The 16691-nt window shown below is 52.6% G+C and carries 19 protein-coding genes; 4 read left to right on the forward strand and 15 right to left on the reverse strand.

Annotated features, from left to right (window positions below):
• Nucleotides 1-174: 174 nt before the first annotated feature.
• The 8 genes from proX to HV261_RS08075 form a co-directional block, all read right to left on the reverse strand.
• Nucleotides 175-1170 carry a glycine betaine/L-proline ABC transporter substrate-binding protein ProX gene (proX, locus tag HV261_RS08040; RefSeq protein ID WP_202037944.1) on the reverse strand — a complete coding sequence of 332 codons (996 nt, stop codon included), beginning with the start codon at nucleotides 1168-1170 and terminating at the stop codon, nucleotides 175-177.
• 68 nt (nucleotides 1171-1238) lie between these two features.
• The gene (proW, locus tag HV261_RS08045; RefSeq protein WP_202037945.1) at nucleotides 1239-2303 is read right to left on the reverse strand and encodes a glycine betaine/L-proline ABC transporter permease ProW; all 1065 of its coding nucleotides are present in this window, start codon (nucleotides 2301-2303) and stop codon (nucleotides 1239-1241) included.
• Nucleotides 2296-3498 carry a glycine betaine/L-proline ABC transporter ATP-binding protein ProV gene (gene proV / locus HV261_RS08050; protein WP_202037946.1) on the reverse strand — a complete coding sequence of 401 codons (1203 nt, stop codon included), beginning with the start codon at nucleotides 3496-3498 and terminating at the stop codon, nucleotides 2296-2298. Before proV ends, proW begins: the two co-directional genes overlap by 8 nt.
• A 354-nt stretch (nucleotides 3499-3852) precedes the next feature.
• The gene (gene nrdF / locus HV261_RS08055; protein ID WP_202037947.1) at nucleotides 3853-4812 is read right to left on the reverse strand and encodes a class 1b ribonucleoside-diphosphate reductase subunit beta; all 960 of its coding nucleotides are present in this window, start codon (nucleotides 4810-4812) and stop codon (nucleotides 3853-3855) included.
• Nucleotides 4813-4822: 10 nt separating this feature from the next.
• The gene (nrdE, locus tag HV261_RS08060) at nucleotides 4823-6967 is read right to left on the reverse strand and encodes a class 1b ribonucleoside-diphosphate reductase subunit alpha (protein ID WP_202037948.1); all 2145 of its coding nucleotides are present in this window, start codon (nucleotides 6965-6967) and stop codon (nucleotides 4823-4825) included.
• Nucleotides 6940-7350, reverse strand: coding sequence for a class Ib ribonucleoside-diphosphate reductase assembly flavoprotein NrdI (gene nrdI, locus HV261_RS08065; protein ID WP_202037949.1), 411 nt, complete (start codon nucleotides 7348-7350; stop codon nucleotides 6940-6942). The genes nrdE and nrdI overlap by 28 nt, the downstream gene beginning before the upstream one ends.
• A complete protein-coding gene (gene nrdH / locus HV261_RS08070) occupies nucleotides 7347-7592 on the reverse strand; it encodes a glutaredoxin-like protein NrdH (RefSeq protein WP_202037950.1) in 246 nt (81 codons plus the stop codon). Before nrdH ends, nrdI begins: the two co-directional genes overlap by 4 nt.
• Before the next feature lie 278 nt (nucleotides 7593-7870).
• Entirely contained in the window at nucleotides 7871-8302 is a 432-nt protein-coding gene (locus HV261_RS08075) for a carboxymuconolactone decarboxylase family protein (protein ID WP_137383540.1), read from the reverse strand.
• Between the two features lie 90 nt (nucleotides 8303-8392).
• On the opposite strand from HV261_RS08075, the gene pdxR reads away from it, so the two are divergent.
• Together pdxR and HV261_RS08085 are read left to right on the forward strand one after the other, a co-directional pair.
• Nucleotides 8393-9727: a MocR-like pyridoxine biosynthesis transcription factor PdxR gene (gene pdxR, locus HV261_RS08080; protein WP_202037951.1), complete on the forward strand. Its 1335-nt coding sequence runs from the start codon at nucleotides 8393-8395 to the stop codon at nucleotides 9725-9727.
• Between the two features lie 123 nt (nucleotides 9728-9850).
• Nucleotides 9851-10201 carry a DUF2002 family protein gene (locus HV261_RS08085; protein WP_005122944.1) on the forward strand — a complete coding sequence of 117 codons (351 nt, stop codon included), beginning with the start codon at nucleotides 9851-9853 and terminating at the stop codon, nucleotides 10199-10201.
• Nucleotides 10202-10238: 37 nt separating this feature from the next.
• On the opposite strand, the gene alaE is transcribed toward HV261_RS08085, so the two are convergent.
• The gene (gene alaE / locus HV261_RS08090; RefSeq protein WP_003037259.1) at nucleotides 10239-10688 is read right to left on the reverse strand and encodes an L-alanine exporter AlaE; all 450 of its coding nucleotides are present in this window, start codon (nucleotides 10686-10688) and stop codon (nucleotides 10239-10241) included.
• A 556-nt stretch (nucleotides 10689-11244) separates the two neighbouring features.
• Here alaE and stpA point away from each other — a divergent pair.
• A complete protein-coding gene (gene stpA, locus HV261_RS08095) occupies nucleotides 11245-11646 on the forward strand; it encodes a DNA-binding protein StpA (protein WP_202037952.1) in 402 nt (133 codons plus the stop codon).
• Nucleotides 11647-11681: 35 nt separating this feature from the next.
• On the opposite strand, the gene HV261_RS08100 is transcribed toward stpA, so the two are convergent.
• The 3 genes from HV261_RS08100 to HV261_RS08110 all read right to left on the reverse strand — a co-directional run bounded on the left by HV261_RS08100 (nucleotide 11682) and on the right by HV261_RS08110 (nucleotide 12778).
• Nucleotides 11682-11861, reverse strand: a complete 180-nt coding sequence (locus HV261_RS08100; protein WP_137383543.1) for a GDFGVC terminal motif YodC-like protein — start codon at nucleotides 11859-11861, stop codon at nucleotides 11682-11684.
• Between the two features lie 80 nt (nucleotides 11862-11941).
• Entirely contained in the window at nucleotides 11942-12469 is a 528-nt protein-coding gene (locus HV261_RS08105; RefSeq protein ID WP_202037953.1) for a rhodanese family protein, read from the reverse strand.
• A gap of 9 nt (nucleotides 12470-12478) precedes the next feature.
• The gene (locus HV261_RS08110) at nucleotides 12479-12778 is read right to left on the reverse strand and encodes an ArsR/SmtB family transcription factor (RefSeq protein WP_137383545.1); all 300 of its coding nucleotides are present in this window, start codon (nucleotides 12776-12778) and stop codon (nucleotides 12479-12481) included.
• A gap of 182 nt (nucleotides 12779-12960) precedes the next feature.
• On the opposite strand from HV261_RS08110, the gene HV261_RS08115 reads away from it, so the two are divergent.
• Nucleotides 12961-13119, forward strand: a complete 159-nt coding sequence (locus HV261_RS08115; RefSeq protein ID WP_202037954.1) for a YqaE/Pmp3 family membrane protein — start codon at nucleotides 12961-12963, stop codon at nucleotides 13117-13119.
• On the opposite strand, the gene csiR is transcribed toward HV261_RS08115, so the two are convergent.
• The 3 genes from csiR to gabT form a co-directional block, all read right to left on the reverse strand.
• Nucleotides 13116-13808: a DNA-binding transcriptional regulator CsiR gene (csiR, locus tag HV261_RS08120; RefSeq protein ID WP_202037955.1), complete on the reverse strand. Its 693-nt coding sequence runs from the start codon at nucleotides 13806-13808 to the stop codon at nucleotides 13116-13118. The genes HV261_RS08115 and csiR overlap by 4 nt on opposite strands.
• A gap of 45 nt (nucleotides 13809-13853) precedes the next feature.
• Nucleotides 13854-15254 carry a GABA permease gene (gene gabP / locus HV261_RS08125; RefSeq protein WP_202037956.1) on the reverse strand — a complete coding sequence of 467 codons (1401 nt, stop codon included), beginning with the start codon at nucleotides 15252-15254 and terminating at the stop codon, nucleotides 13854-13856.
• 144 nt (nucleotides 15255-15398) lie between these two features.
• On the reverse strand, nucleotides 15399-16682 hold the full coding sequence (gene gabT, locus HV261_RS08130; RefSeq protein WP_137383549.1) for a 4-aminobutyrate--2-oxoglutarate transaminase: 1284 nt from the start codon (nucleotides 16680-16682) through the stop codon (nucleotides 15399-15401).
• Nucleotides 16683-16691: the final 9 nt, after the last annotated feature.

Here is a 16691-nt window from a genome sequence, read left to right on the forward strand (position 1 = left end):
TGGGTTGCAGAAAACAATCATAACGGAAGTGATTAAATGTTGCTGATTTGTTGGGTGATGGATTGTGCGGTGTGGGAAGGGGGTGTAGGCCGGATAAGGCGCATCGCGCCACCATCCGGCATTGGTGGGGTTACTGGGCCTGATAGCGTCACGCTTATCAGGCCTACGAGTGGGTTATTTCTGCGCAGCCAGCGCTTCTTTTACCCAGCCGTCGAACTGCTGCTGGTGGGCTTTGATCCAGCCATCAACGTGGCCCTGAACGTCAGCTTCTGAGGCTTTACCATCATGCATCATTGCGTTCTGCGCGTTGATATCTGCCAGTGGCAATTTCATGATGGCAAACAGTTTCGCCGCCGCCGGATTTTTCTCCGCCCAGGCCTTGTTTGCGACAATGTGCATGGTGTTTACCGGGAAGCCATAGTTCGCGCCGTTCGGCAGTTTGGTATCGATATCTTTCTGTTCACCGGGCAGAGAGGAGAACGGGACCTGCAGCCAGACAACATCTTTGCCCGGTTTCATCACGTCACTGACCCAGTATGGTGTCCAGGTGTAGTACAGGATCGGTTTGCCTTCTTTAAAGCGGGTAATGGTGTCAGCCATCATTGCTGCATAGTTACCGTGGCTGACCTCGACTGTTTTTTCCAGATCGAACGCTTTGTTCTGGTGGTTAATCACGGCTTCACAACCCCAGCCCGGCGAGCAACCCATCATGTCAGCTTTACCATCGCCGTTGGTATCAAAGATTTTGGCGATTTTTGGATCTTTTAGCTGGGCAATATTGGTGATTTTGTACTGCTCAGCGGTTTTCTTATCGATCAGATAACCCTGAGCCGCGCCTGTTACGAATACCCCCTCGCGATAGAATTTTTTATCTCCGCCGGCTGCGGCGTACATATCATCATGCAGCGGCTGCCAGTTCACGGCGGTAAACGTCGCATCGCCAGAGGCAATAGAGGTATAGCCGACGTTGTAATCGACTTCGCTTGTCTTATTTACGGTATAACCCAATTTCTCCAGCGCACGGCTAACTAACTGCGTCTGGAAGGATTCTTCAGAGATGGTGCTCTGGATTGGCTGTACGGTGATGCCTTTGCCCGGCAGGTCGGCAGCGAAAGTGCTGGTGGAGACAAAGGTGGCAAACGCTGTGGCAAAAAGGACGGTATGTCGCATCGTTGTTCCTTAATTATTGGAGGGACGTATAGGCCCGGTAAGCAATGTGTCACCGGGCAACGGGTGAACTACTTAGTGAAAGGGCGGGTGAGAAACCCAACCGGACCGGTGGTGTACCAGCGACGGTTACCCCGGCTACGCGAGTCGCGGCCTACGGCCTGCGTCAGACGGTCGAGAATGATGGCGAGGATCACGATCCCCACACCGCCAACGGTAGCCAGACCCATGTCCAGACGACCGATACCGCGCAGAACCATCTGACCCAAGCCACCGACGGCGATCATCGACGCGATAACCACCATGGAGAGCGCCAGCATCAGCGTCTGGTTCACCCCTGCCATAATGGTGGGCATCGCCAGCGGCAACTGCACTTTAAACAGCATCTGACGCGGGCTGGCGCCAAATGAGCGCGAAGCTTCAATCAGATCGGCCGGGACCTGATTAATCCCCAGAATGGTCAGACGCACGATGGGCGGCAGGGCGAAGATAATTGTCACCACTACGCCGGGGACGTTGCCAATACCGAACAGCATGACGATTGGCACCAGATAGACGAACGCGGGGGTGGTCTGCATGGCATCCAGCAGTGGTCGGACAATCTTCGCCGCACGCGGGCTGCGCGCCAGCCAGATCCCCATTGGCAGGCCGATCACCACGCAGAACAGCAACGCGGTTAGCACCAGCGCCAGGGTGATCATGGCCTGCGACCAGGCACCGATAGCACCGATAGCAATCAGTGAAATCAGCGTGGCGGCACCCATTCCGATACCGGAAATTTGCCAGGCGATCAGGGCGAACAGGATAATAGCCACCGGCGCAGGCATACCCAACAGGAGTTGCTGAAAACCATTGAGTATGTAATCCACCGGGACACGAATGCCCTGGAAGACAGGACGGAAATGGGTGACCACCCAATCGATCCCTTCGGTGACCCAGCTATCCAGCGGGATCAGTGTTTTATGGAATGGATCCATAATATTGAAATGCTCTGGTGCCGGTGCCGGTGCACTGGTCAGCCAGTCTGTGCTGGCGCCGTCGGCAGGTGCGCCTGAAGGCGTCCCCCAGGCATCAGCAGATTGCGCGGCGCTGTCGGCCGCCGGTGTGGTATCCCACGGATTGGTTTGATCAGCCATTGTTTGCCCCCTCGCGATCTAAAGCCTGTAGCAGCATGCGTTTTGAAATAATGCCCACATACTGGTGTTCCTCATCGACAACCGGCACCGCGCACGGAGCCTGACCGACATGAGAAAGTAACTCGCTAAGAGGAGTTTGTGCATCCACGGCTAGCGGCTCGTTGATTAATGCCGCATCAATACCTTGCGCCTGGCTTAACGCTGTTTTTAATGAATCGATCGACACCACGCCGACGAATTTATTGCCGCGTTCAATCACGTAGCCATATTCGCGATCTTTGTCCTGCAGTAATTGCAGGGCCGAACGGGGGCCGACGCCTGGCGTTTTACGAATTAGCCCTTCAGGGCTACGACGGGATATATCTTTAGCGCTAAAGACCTGGCTAATATCTACGCCACGGAAGAAGGTGCGCACATAATCATTCGCCGGATTATTCAGGATTTCATCCGGTGTACCGACCTGGACCACTTCACCGTTTTGCATAATGGCAATTCTGTCGCCAATACGCATCGCTTCATCAAGATCGTGGGAAATAAAGACCACGGTACGCTGATGCTTCGCCTGTAGTTTTACCAGCTCATCCTGCATCTCGGTGCGAATTAACGGATCGAGCGCAGAGAAGGCTTCATCCATTAATAAGATATCGGGATTGATGGCCAATGCGCGGGCGAGACCCACGCGCTGGCGCATTCCCCCGGAAAGTTCATCCGGGTAGCCGTGCGCATAATTCTCCAGACCAACCTGACGTAGCGCATCTAACGCTTTTTCTCGACGTTCATCCGCGCCAACACCGGCTAATTCCATGCCGAATGCCGTATTGTCCAACACCGTCATATGCGGCATCAGGGCAAAGGACTGGAACACCATCGCAATCTTTTTTCTGCGCACCTCGCGAAGTTCAGCATCGGAGATTCGGGCAATGTCTACGCCGTCGATCAATACCTGTCCGCGGGTGGGTTCAATCAGGCGATTGAGAAGGCGTACCATTGTGGATTTACCCGAACCGGATAATCCCATGATGACAAATATCTCGCCTTCTTCAATGGCCAGACTGGCGTCTTTAACGCCAAGCGATAGCCCTGTTTTATCCAGAATTTGCTCTTTTGAAAGTCCTTTTTCAATATATTTGAACGCTCTCTGGGGATGCTCGCCAAATATCTTATAGAGATTTTTAACTTCTAATTTAATTGCCATGCAATAGAATGATTCCTGTTATTTGTTTATATCGATATATTACCTGATGGAAATAGTGACCTTTTTCTACCCTAACATACTGAGAATCTGAGACAACCCTGAATTTGTTTGTGGCATGAATATTGCCAAACGTCAGATGGCGGGATTTCCCATGATATAAGGGCTGAGCGCGGATGAGCCTTGAGGGATATTTTTTGTAAATGACACTGAAAATGCGCCTGAATTGTTGAAATACAGGCGAATATTGCGGCTGATATTGAGTGTAGATCACCCAACACTATTTGTGTGATAAAAATGTGATCTCGTTAAAATATTAACGCGGAAAATGTAAGGTATTTTCCGCGGAAGGAAACGTTAAAAATTCCAGTCATCATCTTCTGTTTCGACGGCTTTACCCATCACATAAGATGACCCTGAACCGGAGAAGAAATCGTGGTTTTCGTCTGCGTTGGGTGAGAGCGCTGCGAGGATTGCCGGGTTCACATCCGCCATTTCTGCCGGGAACAGGGCCTCATAACCTAAATTCATTAGCGCCTTATTGGCGTTGTAGCAGAGAAAGGCTTTGACGTCTTCCACCCACGGGGTTTGCGCATACAGTTCCTCCGTATAACGAACTTCGTTGTCATATAATTCCACCAACAGATCGAGGGCATAATTCTGTAGCGCGTCACGCGTAGAGGGTGAAACGTGCTCCAGACCTTTTTGGTATTTATAGCCAATGTAATAACCATGAACTGCTTCGTCACGAATGATCAGGCGGATAAGGTCAGCGGTATTCGTCAGCTTGCCGCGGCTGGAGAAATACATCGGTAGCCAGAAGCCGGAATAGAACAGGAAGGATTCCAGAAATACGCTGGCTATTTTCTTTTTCAGCGGTTCTTCGCTGGCGTAATGCGTCAGAATTATCTGTGCCTTGTGCTGGAGCGGAGAATTTTCCTCACTCCAGAGGTAAGCCGCATCCACATCTTTGGTCTGACAAAGCGTGGAAAAAATAGAACTGTAGGAACGCGCGTGCACGGCTTCCATAAAGCTGATATTCGACAGTACCGCCTCTTCATGTGGCGTGATTGAATCCGCCATCAGCGCGGGGGCGCCGGCGATATTCTGAATCGTGTCGAGCAGCGTCAGGCCGGTAAATACGCGGATAGTGAGCTGCTGCTCGGCAGCGCTCAACGTTTGCCATGCCGGAATATCATTGGATAGCGGGACTTTTTCCGGTAGCCAGAAGTTACTGGTCAGGCGATTCCATACCTCAAGGTCTTTATCATCTTCAATCTTGTTCCAGTTGATGGCGCTGACGCGAGATAGTTTCATTCTGTTCTCCTTACAGTGCGCATGACACGCAACCCTCAATTTCGGTTCCTTCCAGCGCCAACTGGCGTAACCGGATGTAGTACAACGATTTGATCCCCTTACGCCAGGCGTAGATCTGTGCCTTGTTGATATCGCGAGTGGTAGCGGTATCGGGGAAAAAAAGCGTCAGTGAGAGTCCCTGATCGACATGCCGTGTCGCCTCGGCATAGGTATCAATGATCTTTTGTGGGCCAATCTCGTAGGCATCCTGATACAGGGCCAAATTCTCGTTGGTCATAAACGGGGCAGGGTAGTAAACGCGCCCGGTTTTACCCTCTTTACGAATTTCCACTTTCGATACAATCGGGTGAATGCTTGAGGTCGCGTGGTTGATATAGGAGATTGAGCCGGTCGGCGGAACGGCCTGTAAATTCTGGTTATAGATGCCGTAGCGCATCACATCATCCCGCAGTTGCTGCCACATCTCCCGGGTTGGCAACGTAATGCCGCTTGTGGCAAACAGTGCGCGGACTTTCTCTGTTTTTGGCTGCCAGTCTCCCTGCAGATACTGGGTAAAGTACTCGCCGTTGGCATAGCGTGACTGACTAAATCCGGCAAAAGATGTACCGCGTTCACGGGCCAGTTTCATTGACGTATTCAGCGCATGCCAGGTGATGGTGTAAAAATAAAGATTGGTGAAATCCAGTCCTTCGGGGGAACCGTAGGCGATGCCTTCCCGCGCCAGATAACCATGCAGGTTCATCTGTCCGAGACCAATGGCGTGTGACGCGCTGTTCCCGGCTTCAATGGAAGGAACGCTGCGGATATGACTCATGTCCGAGACGGCGGTTAAGCCGCGCACGGCTGTTTCAACGGTCCGGGCAAAGTCAGGTGAATCCATGGTATGAGCAATGTTCAGCGAGCCAAGATTGCAGGAAATATCATGCCCTACCTGCGTATAGCCCAGTGCCTCATCATAGGTTGATGGACTGTTGACCTGCAAAATCTCCGAGCACAGGTTGCTCATATTGATACGACCGGCAATCGGATTCGCACGATTCACCGTATCTTCAAACATAATGTAGGGGTAGCCGGACTCGAACTGGATCTCTGCCAGTCGCTGGAAGAAGTCGCGGGCACTAATGTATTTTTTGCGCACGCGCGCGTCGGCAACCAGTTCGTCATAGCGTTCGCTCACCGCGATATCACCGAATGCTGTGCCGTAAAGGCGTTCTACGTCATACGGTGAAAACAGCGCCATCTGCGCATTTTCTTTGGCCAGACGGAAGGTGACGTCCGGGATCACCACGCCGAGCGAGAGCGTTTTGATGCGGATTTTTTCATCGGCATTTTCACGTTTGGTATCGAGAAAACGCAAAATATCGGGATGATGCGCGTGCAGATACACTGCGCCCGCGCCCTGACGTGCGCCCAACTGATTAGCATAAGAAAAAGCATCTTCCAGCATTTTCATTATCGGGATCACGCCGGAAGACTGGTTTTCAATACGCTTAATAGGCGCTCCTGCCTCGCGCAGGTTTGAGAGTAAAAATGCCACGCCGCCGCCGCGTTTGGAAAGCTGCAGCGCTGAGTTAACCGCCCTGCCGATGGACTCCATGTTGTCTTCAATGCGTAGCAGGAAGCAGGAAACCAGTTCGCCACGCTGCTGTTTGCCGCAGTTTAAGAAGGTTGGTGTGGCGGGTTGAAAACGACCGGAGAGCATTTCATCAGTAAGCTGCATGGCGAGCGCCTCGTCACCCTGCGCCAGGGTGAGTGCCACCATCGTCACGCGATCCTCAAAATCTTCAAGGTAGCGTTTGCCGTCAAAGGTTTTCAGCGTATAGCTGGTGTAATACTTCCATGCGCCGAGGAAGGTCTGAAAGCGGAATCCGCTGGCATGGGCGTGGGCAAACAGCTTCACCACGAACGCGCGATCGTAGCGGGCTAAAACGCTTTCGTCGTAATAGCCTTCACGAATCAGCGTTTCCAGGCGTTCCTGCTGACTGGCAAAGACCGCCGAATGAGGGCGGACGTGGGTAGCCAAAAAAGCTTCCACCGCCTGATGATCTTTATCGAACTGAATCCGCCCGGCTTTATCGTACAGATTTAGCATGGCGTTCAGGGCGTGATAATCCAGCGCGGGCTGGATTACGCGTTCTGCGGTTGTCGTTGCCAAAATTCGCTCACTCCTTTTCGAACGTTTTCGATATCGCTTTGCGTACCCATCAGCTCAAAACGGTAGAGCCATGGCACGCCGCATTTTTGTGAGACGACCTCACCCGCACGCCCATAGGCCTCGCCGAAATTGCGGTTGCCGGAGGCGATCACGCCACGGATTAATGCCCGGTTATGAGGATCGTTTAAAAAGCGGATCACCTGACGCGGGACGGCGCCTGCCGTACCGCCGCCGCCGTAAGACGGCACGATTAAAATGTAAGGCTCGTCTACCTGGATCCGCTCGCGTTCATTAAGCGGAATGCGGATGGCGGGCAGCGCCAGACGCAGCATAAAGCGGTGCGTATTCTCGGAGCTGCTGGAGAAGTAGACGAGCGTCGTCATGCGCTGACCACGCGTGGTTCCGGGCGCAGGCGATTGATCATGTCCGGGCGAAATCCTGACCAACGGGTTTCGCCTGCCACTACGACAGGCAACTGACGAAAACCTTGCTCGCGCAGGGTATCTGCCAGTTCAGGCTGCAAATCGACATTCACCATCTCAAAGTCAAAACCACGGCTTTCCATCGCCCGTTTGGTGGCGTGGCACTGAACACAGTTATTACGAGTGTAAATAATAATACTCATGATTCGTATTTCCATTTAAGGGTAAATGAGCGATGCATAATGGACATCGGCTTGTGTGCGTGCTGATAGAGAAGATACTAGATGTAGATGAAAGAAGATTCAACCATACAAGATATGGGAATTTTAGGTTGATGATACCCTGGGTGATGAGCGGGACGGGAATGGGATATGGATTATAACAGGTTGCCGGATGGCGACGCGTCGCGTCTTATCCGGCCTACAGGAGAGCGCATCCCAGGCCGGAGATGGCATTTATGCCGCCATCCGGCGGTGCGTAATTACATACGCATACCCACAGCCAGGCGGTTAAAGCAGTTCATCAGGCTGATTGCGAAGGTCAGGTCGCTTATTTCTTTGGCGCTAAAATGGTCAAGCAGTGGCAGATAAACATCGTCTTCGGCATGGCTGCTGGCGACATGAGTGACGGACTCGGCCCATGCCAGTGCGGCACGTTCCCGTTCGCTGAAATGGTGGCTCACCCGCCAACCCGCCAGCGCATCCAGACGGGCTTGTTCCACGCCAGCTTTGCGCAGCGCTTTGCTGTGCATTTCAAGGCAAAATGCGCAGCCGTTGATTTGTGAAACCCGCAGGTAAATCAGTTCCGTCAGCGTGGGTTCCAGTGCGCAGTTTTCCAGCGCTTTGCTTGCCTGAACCAGGGCGTTATAGACTTCAGGACTGAGTTCGTAATAGGGCTGGCGTAACATTGTCATGGTATTGCTCCTCATTTGGATGACCTGCAATGTAGCACTATAATGGTCTGCTAAAGAGAGCCATATTTTTACTTAAAAAGCAGACCATAAATGCCGCGCTACCAGCAAATTGCCCGTCAGTTAAAAACCGCTATTGAGAAGGGCGATCTTAAGCCTGGCACAAGATTACCCTCCAGCCGAACCTGGTCCCAGGAGCTGGGGGTTTCACGTTCGACGGTAGAAAACGCTTATGCTGAGCTGGTGGCACAGGGCTGGCTTGCGCGACGCGGGCAGGCGGGAACCTTTGTCAGCGAGCAATTGCGACTGGAAACCTCGTCCGCAACCCCTGCCGTATTCGCCGGAGAACACAGCACACCACAGCTTTTTCAGATGGGATTGCCTGCTCTCGATCTTTTTCCGCGCGATATCTGGGCACGGGTCATGGGTCGACGTTTGCGTACCCAAACACGTTTTGATCTTGCGGTGGGGGATGTTTGCGGTGAACTGCTGTTACGCCAGGCGATAGTCGATTACCTGCGAGTGTCACGCAGTATTGAATGTCTTCCGGAGCAGGTTTTTATTACGTCGGGTTATGCGGCGTCAATGATGTTGATCCTGCGCGCGCTGGCCACACCCGGCGAGGGGATGTGGGTCGAAGATCCCGGCTTTCCATTGATTCGGCCCGTGGTCACCCAGGAACGCGTTGAGCTGATGCCTGTAGCGGTTGATGCCGATGGCCTTGATGTCAGCGCGGGGATCCGCCACTACCCACAGGCGCGTTTTGTCTTGCTGACACCTGCACACCAAAGCCCACTGGGCGTGGCGCTTTCTCTGGCCCGCCGTCACCAGTTGCTGGAATGGGCCGATCGCGCACAGGCGTGGGTAATCGAAGATGACTACGACAGTGAGTTTCGTTACCACGGCAAACCGTTACCACCGCTTAAAAGTCTGGATGCGCCGCAGCGGGTGATTTATGCGGGTACGTTCAGTAAATCGTTGTTTCCCGCTTTACGCACCGCCTGGCTGGTGGTTCCGCTGACTCAGGTCGCACATTTTCGCCAACAGGCGGCGCTAACGGCTTGCAGTGTGCCGGTTTTATGGCAACAAACGCTGGCCGATTTTATGCGCGACGGTCATTTCTGGCGGCACTTAAAACGGATGCGTCAGCATTATGCCCAACGGCGTCAATGGATGGAAAGCGCCCTGACAGAGCAGGGTTTTAGCGTGTTGCCACAAGAGGGCGGGATCCAACTGGTGATCGCCGTGGCGGGGGATGACACTGCGTTAGTACGCAAAGCGAATCAGGCCGGACTGGCGGTTCAGGCCTTAAGCCGGTGGCGCGTCACCTCAACAGGTAAGGGGGGAATATTACTGTCATTTACCAATATCCGATCGGCGGAAATAGCGCAGCAGGCTGCATATCAACTCCGGTTGGCGCTGACATAAATTTGCGTTGTTCTTAAGATATTCATCTCACCGTCTGCACTCGTTTATGGACTTTTCTGAAAGCGTTGCTAATGCTGAATCAGGTAAGGTAAGCCCGCAGTAAAAGATAACGAGGAAAATAATATGTATTTACGACCTGATGAGGTGGCGCGCGTACTTGAAAAAGTGGGCTTTACCGTTGATGTAGTCACACAGAAAACATACGGTTATCGACGTGGCGAGAATTATGTATATGTAAACCGTGAAGCGCGGATGGGACGTACCGCATTGGTGATTCATCCCACGCTAAAAGAGCGTAGTTCTTCACTGGCAGAACCGGCCACGGATATTAAAACCTGCGATCACTATCAGCAATTCCCGCTTTATTTAGCCGGCGATACTCATGAACATTATGGTATTCCACACGGCTTTAGCTCGCGTATCGCGCTGGAACGTTATTTGAATGGGTTGTTTGGCGACGTGAGTTCAAACTGATAACGCGACTGGCGGTGCCAGTCGCGATGAGATGTTTTTACGCTTTAGCCTGGTGGTAGCTGCTGACCTTAAACAGGCGGCGGCAATAATCAAGGAAGTAACCATATACTGCACCCATCAGCATTGAGACCACGATGTTGGAGCTTACCGCAGCCGTGATCTGGTGCCAGTCAGCGCCAACCGTCAGCAGAATAATCACATACACCGGTGACTGGAACGTGACATAGGCCAGCACATCCGCCAGATTTTTTGCCCATCCTGCTTGCGTGGCTTTGCGTGCCGCACGCATAAACAAATCGCGGTACATACCGTATGGCCAGGCGATCAGGATGTTGACGGGGATGGCGACCAGTCTGGAATACAGTGACTGTTCAAAGCTCATTCCTGAAAGGAATATCTCGATCAACATGTTCACGACAGAACAATAAACAACCATCGCGAACGTGTCTGCTACAGCATGACGCAAGCGTGACTGCGGAGAGAACATGTTAATGCTCCTTGTAAAAAGGGGAAAAAAGGTTTTCAATACCTTTGTTGCTAGTGATTTGTCTTGTCGCTTTCGCGTTTTAATAGGATATCTGCCTACATAATAACTAGCAACTAGCTTAAAATTTTTATTTATCGCCTTTTTGTCGATAAAATGCTCTGTGGTGGTTTGTTTTTTGTTCGTTTTGGCATTTTCGTTGTCATGCAAATTAAAATCATTAAAAATCAATGGGTTATTTTGACTTGTTTTTCTGAACTTTTTGCGCTCCTTTTTGAATGTTGACGAATATTGCTCATATCTACCGCAACGCCTGCGCGATGCCTGTATTGGTTTATCTGGTGCGGCAGTGAGATATCCCGAAGTCTATTTATTCTGGTTGCTGGCCGAATATAAAATATCGCTGACTAAAGCGCACCGTATAGCAAGATATATAATAATAGCGATTGCCGTTTTAATATCTTGCGACAAAAAAGAGACTGGAAAAAGAAAAAATACTCGCATACAATTTGCTTCGTAATACCGATTTCTGTTTTTGCGTTAAAGAGGTTTTATTAATATGAGTTCAATGTTAAAAAACTTAAATAATATTCGATCGCTACGTGTCATGGCGCGTGAATTATCCGTCGAGGTTCTGGAAGATATGCTGGAAAAACTCCGGGTAGTCACCAAAGAACGACGTGACGAAGAAGAGCTGCTGCAGCGCCAACGTGCAGAACAGCAGGAAAAAATTAATACACTGCTGGCGATGATGAGAGCCGATGGGATTGATCCTGAAGAACTGTTGAGCATGTCGGTGGCACCATCGCGTTCGGTTAAAAAACGTCAGCCACGTCCGGCGAAATATCGTTTTACGGACATCAACGGTGAAACAAAAACATGGACAGGACAAGGCCGCACGCCGAAGCCGATTGCGCAGGCGCTGGCTGCCGGTAAATCTCTCGATGATTTTTTGATCTAATATCAATGCGGTGAGGGGAACCTCACCGCTTATTTTCAGCAGACGCCGAAATCGCCTTCTTCAGAATATCGCGTGACATCAGCAGTTTTTAGGGTGTATTTTTCGCCGCTTTCATTGCTGGCTTGTACAGCCACAATTTGTTCGTCTTTCACTTCGACAACTTTCAGTTTTGGTCCGCCCATACGCGGTTGCACCAGATCGCCAGGTTTAAACATATTGCGCTCCTTTCTTAATCACAAAGCCCACCATAGATCACGTCAATCGGCGGGTACAGCGCTGTTTCTTCTATTACCGCTTAATGAGTACGTCGGTTCCAGGGCATTTTGTCGAGTAGTCGCGCCATACCGCAGAAGCCAGTTACACCCGCAAGTACCAGCCCCGCACCGACAAAACCGCTGAGTAAGAAGAAGCCGCTGTTGACGGCGTAACCGAGAATGACGCCAAGCAAGGCAAGGCTGCCTGCGGCAATCTGCACCTGACGCATTAGCGGCAACGGTTGTGAGCTATCTTTCGCAACCGGCAGACCTGCCGCTTTCCAGCCGTCGATCCCGCCCTCAAGCAGCCAGACCTGTGCCGGCGCGGCGGCGGCATTCAATTTTGCTGCCGCGTTTTGTGTACGCTTGCCTGACTGGCAGTGAAAAATAATGCGCTCAGCCCGTAAGTTTGCGGGGAGTGAACCCTGCTCCAGGGTGGATAACGGTGCCAGGTGCGCCTCGGGAATATGCTCGTACAGATACTCGTCAGCGTCGCGGATATCAATCAGTTTTGCGCCCTGAGCTAACAGCGCCTGCGCCTCGTGGGGGGAAATCATCCCAATGGTCATAGTGGTTCCTTATGGGCAATACAGTGTTTTTAATGTGGCGATCAGCGAATTCACGGCCGTATTTTTAATGGAGTAAAGGATGCGCTGGGCATCACGCTGGCTGTCTATCAACCCCTCTTCGCGCATTCTTGCCAGATGCTGAGAGGTGGCCGATGCACTAAGACCAGTAACGCGGGCTAACTCTCCCGCGCTGGTACCCGGTGAGCCACAAAGCATGCACAAAATCAGTAACCGTTTGGGATTACTCATCGCTTTGAGTAGGGCGGCAGCCTGTTCTGCGCTGGCTTGCAGTTGTTCGAGTTCAGTCATATATACTTTAGTGTTTTCTAAGTTAAGCTAATTCTAAAGTAAGTGAGCATCGTACGCCAGCGTAAAGAGCGTAAAGAGCGTAAAGGAGGGTAAAACAGCAGGGGAAGCCAGGCAGAGTTGGATAAACTCACTAACCTTAGATTTCTAAGAAATGATTATTTTTTTGCTTGTATGGAGTGTGTATGGGTTTCTGGAGAATCGTTTTTACTATTATTCTGCCTCCGCTTGGCGTGTTGCTGGGGAAAGGATTCGGCTGGGCATTTATCCTCAATATCGTTTTGACACTGTTGGGCTACATCCCAGGCCTTATCCATGCCTTCTGGGTCCAAAACCGCGACTAGGTTTTTCCCGTCAGCAGTTTGCCGGACATGGCTTGCTGAATAATGGGAATTGGCGTCAGCAGGTGCTGGCGCATTAACTCGCTGGCGCGGGCGGCATCGCGCGCCAGAATCGCTTCGGTCAGCGTTTGATGCTGATCGTGCTTATCTTCCAGCATCTCTACCGACAGCACCGTTTTACGCAACCAGATGAAACGGTATCGTGCCGCCAGAGAGAACAACCGTTCACGCATTTGCAGCAGATATTGCGAACCACAGCCAGCAACAATCGCCGTGTGAAACGCCTGATGGCGCTGATCCCACTCATCAAGCATCTGCTCGCTGGCGTCAACGGCCTCCAGCTTGCTGAGCATATGTGCGCGCGCCAGAATCTCTGCTTCCCAGGCGTCGTCGCCACGCGCGATAGCCAGACCCACCAGCATGGCTTCCATATTGGCGCGGGCATCGAAAATATCGAGTAACTCTTGCTCGGACATCGGCGCCACCCGATACCCTTTCTGATTGACCACCGTGACCAGTCGCTCTGCAACCAGTTGCGAAAGCGCTTCGCGCAGAGGCCCAACGCCCAGTTCATAACGTGAGGTCAGCAGGCTCATACGCAGTTTCTCATCAGGCTGATATATACCGCGGATGATATCGTTTTTCAGCCAGCGGTACCCATCAATGGCCGTCGGTTGGGAAATGGCGGTCATGGTCTTACTCCTGAATAAATGTCCCGGCCTGCGCCGGGATCAGATTTAATGCGTATTTTGCAACGGTGTTTTTTGCCACGATAGCAGTTTTTTCCAGCGTGACATAATGGGTACGGTGCAAATAATCCCGATAGCGAGTAGTCCGGTCGACACCACCTCCAGCTGTTGCGCCGGACGGAAGAGCATCACCACTAATACGAAGACAATAAAGGCGATCACCAGCCAGGTAAGCCATGGAAAGAGCCACATTCTCAGCTTAATTTCACCGCCTTGCGCCAGCAGGATTTTGCGCATCCGTAACTGAGAAATAGCAATCACCAGATAGACCAGCAGCGCGATGGCGCCGGAGCTGTCGATCAGAAACTTAAATACTTTGGCCGGCGCGTAATAGTTGACGATAACGGTGAGGAATGCCGCCCCGGTAGAGAGTAGTACTGCCACATACGGCGTTTTGCTGCGGTTTGTTTTACCCATAAAGGCGGGGGCATCGCCACGACGGCTCAGGGAATAGAGCATACGGGATGACGTATATAGCGCGGAGTTCAGGCAACTGGTTACCGACAGCAAAATAACGCAATCCATGATCAGCTTTGCATGCGGAATATGCAGTAACTCCAGCACCGAGCGGTACGACCCAACCTCTTTCAGTCCCGGCATGTTCCACGGGATCAACGCGACCACCACGAAAATGGAGCACAGATAGAAAATTGAGATACGCCAGATAACCGAGTTCGTCGCCCGTACGATGTGTTTATCCGGGGTGTCGGATTCCGCGGCGGCAATGGTGACAATCTCCGCGCCCATAAAGGAAAACATGGTGATTAGCATCGCACTGAGTACTGCGCCAAAACCATTGGGCATAAAGCCGCCCTGATCCCACAGTCGTGAAACGCCGCCGACCTCAGCGTAGGGATAGAAGCCGCTAATCGCCGCGGCGCCGAGGGCGATAAACGCCAGAATGGCAATCACTTTGCACAGCGCCAGCCAGAACTCGAACTCACCGTAATTTTTGACGCTCAGCAAATTACTGCCGGTTAACGCCAGCGTGATAACCAGAGAAAACAGCCAGATAGGAATGCCCGGTACCCAGGAGTGCAAAATGATGGCGGCGATATTCGCTTCCAGTGGGATAACTAACACCCAGAACCACCAGTACAGCCAGCCGATGGTATAACCTGCCCACGGCCCGATGGCCTTATCGGCGTAGGTGGAAAAGGAACCGGTATCCGGGGTGGCAACGGCCATTTCGGCCAGCATGCGCATAATCATGACCACCAGTAACCCGGCGAACAGATAGGCCAGCAGCACCGCCGGACCGGCTTCGGCAATCGCGACGCTTGAACCTACAAATAAACTGGCGCCGATAACGCCGGCAATGGACAACATGGTGACGTGGCGTGATTTCAGCCCGCCCCCTAAATCATGTGATTGTGACACTTGCCCCATCTTTAAACCTCGTTATTGTTATTGACGTCGCTTCCTGCACCTTACCCGTAGGCCCGGTAAGCGGAGCGCCACCGGGCATCACAATATTGCCGGAGGCGACGCATGCGCCTTATCCGGCCTACAATTCCCGTTCAGATTCGGGGGTTAGCCCTGTTTCGCCTCGGCAAAACACTGAGCAATAATGTCCAGACCCTGACGGATTTGCCCGTCTTCAATGGTCAGTGGAACAAGGATGCGCAGCACGTTGTAGTAAGGCCCGCAGGAGAGCAGGATCAACCCTTTGTCACGTGCACGCGCGACGACGTCGGCCGTCAGTTTGGCATCGGGTCTGGTGTGGTCGCCGTCTTCGAACAACTCGATGGCAATCATTGCGCCCAGCCCGCGAACATCACCAATCTCGCGGTGCGTTTCCGCAATGGCCAGCAGACCATCGCGCAGGGTTTTGCCCAGGTCGTTCGCTTTTTGCAGCAGGTTTTCCTGCTCGAAAATGTTCAGCACCGCCAACGCGGCGGCGCAGGCAATCGGGTTACCGGCATAGGTACCGCCCAGACCACCCGGTGGGACGGCGTCCATCACCTCGGCACGTCCGGTGACACCGGCCAGTGGGAAGCCGCCGGCGATGGATTTTGCGAAGGTGGTGAGATCGGGGGCCACACCCATTTGCTCCATCGCAAACAGCGTACCGGTACGCCCTGCGCCGCTCTGCACTTCATCGGCAATCAACATGATCCCGTGTTCGTCACAAATGGCGCGCAGACGCTGCATAAAGGCCGGGGAGGCGGCGTAAAAACCACCTTCGCCTTGTACGGGCTCAATGACGATGGCGGCAATATCTTCCGGGGCCGCGTCGTTTTTGAAAATACGGTGGATGCTGGCAATCGCATCGTCATCGCTGATACCGTGCAGCGCGCAAGGGTACAGCGCACGATACACATGACCCGGCATCAGCCCCATGCCAGCAGAGTACGGGTTCACTTTCCCGGTTAATGAGAGGGTGTAGTGGGTACGGCCATGATAGGCACCGCTAAAGGCGATGGTCCCGGTACGTTTGGTGGCCGCGCGGGCGATTTTCACCGCATTTTCCACGGCTTCAGATCCGGTGGTGACCAGCAGGGTTTTCTTGGCGAAATCACCCGGCACTTTCTTGTTCATAATCTCACACAGCTCGAGGTACGGCTCATAGGCCAGCACCTGGAAGCAGGTATGTGACAGTTTTTTCAACTGCGCTTCGACCGCAGAGACAATCTGCGGATGCAGATGGCCGGTATTCAACACCGCAATACCGCCAGCAAAATCGAGGAACTCACGGCCTTCAACGTCCCAAACCCGGCAGTTTTCTGCGCGTTCGGCAAAAATCGGGTGGATCTGTCCTACGCCACGGGGAACGGCGTTGCTGCGACGTTGCATGAGTTCTTTATTGGTGCTCATCAGGTGTTC

Origin of the sequence: Citrobacter sp. RHBSTW-00671, assembly GCF_014103415.1 — a bacterium.
Classification (GTDB): Bacteria; Pseudomonadota; Gammaproteobacteria; order Enterobacterales; family Enterobacteriaceae; genus Citrobacter.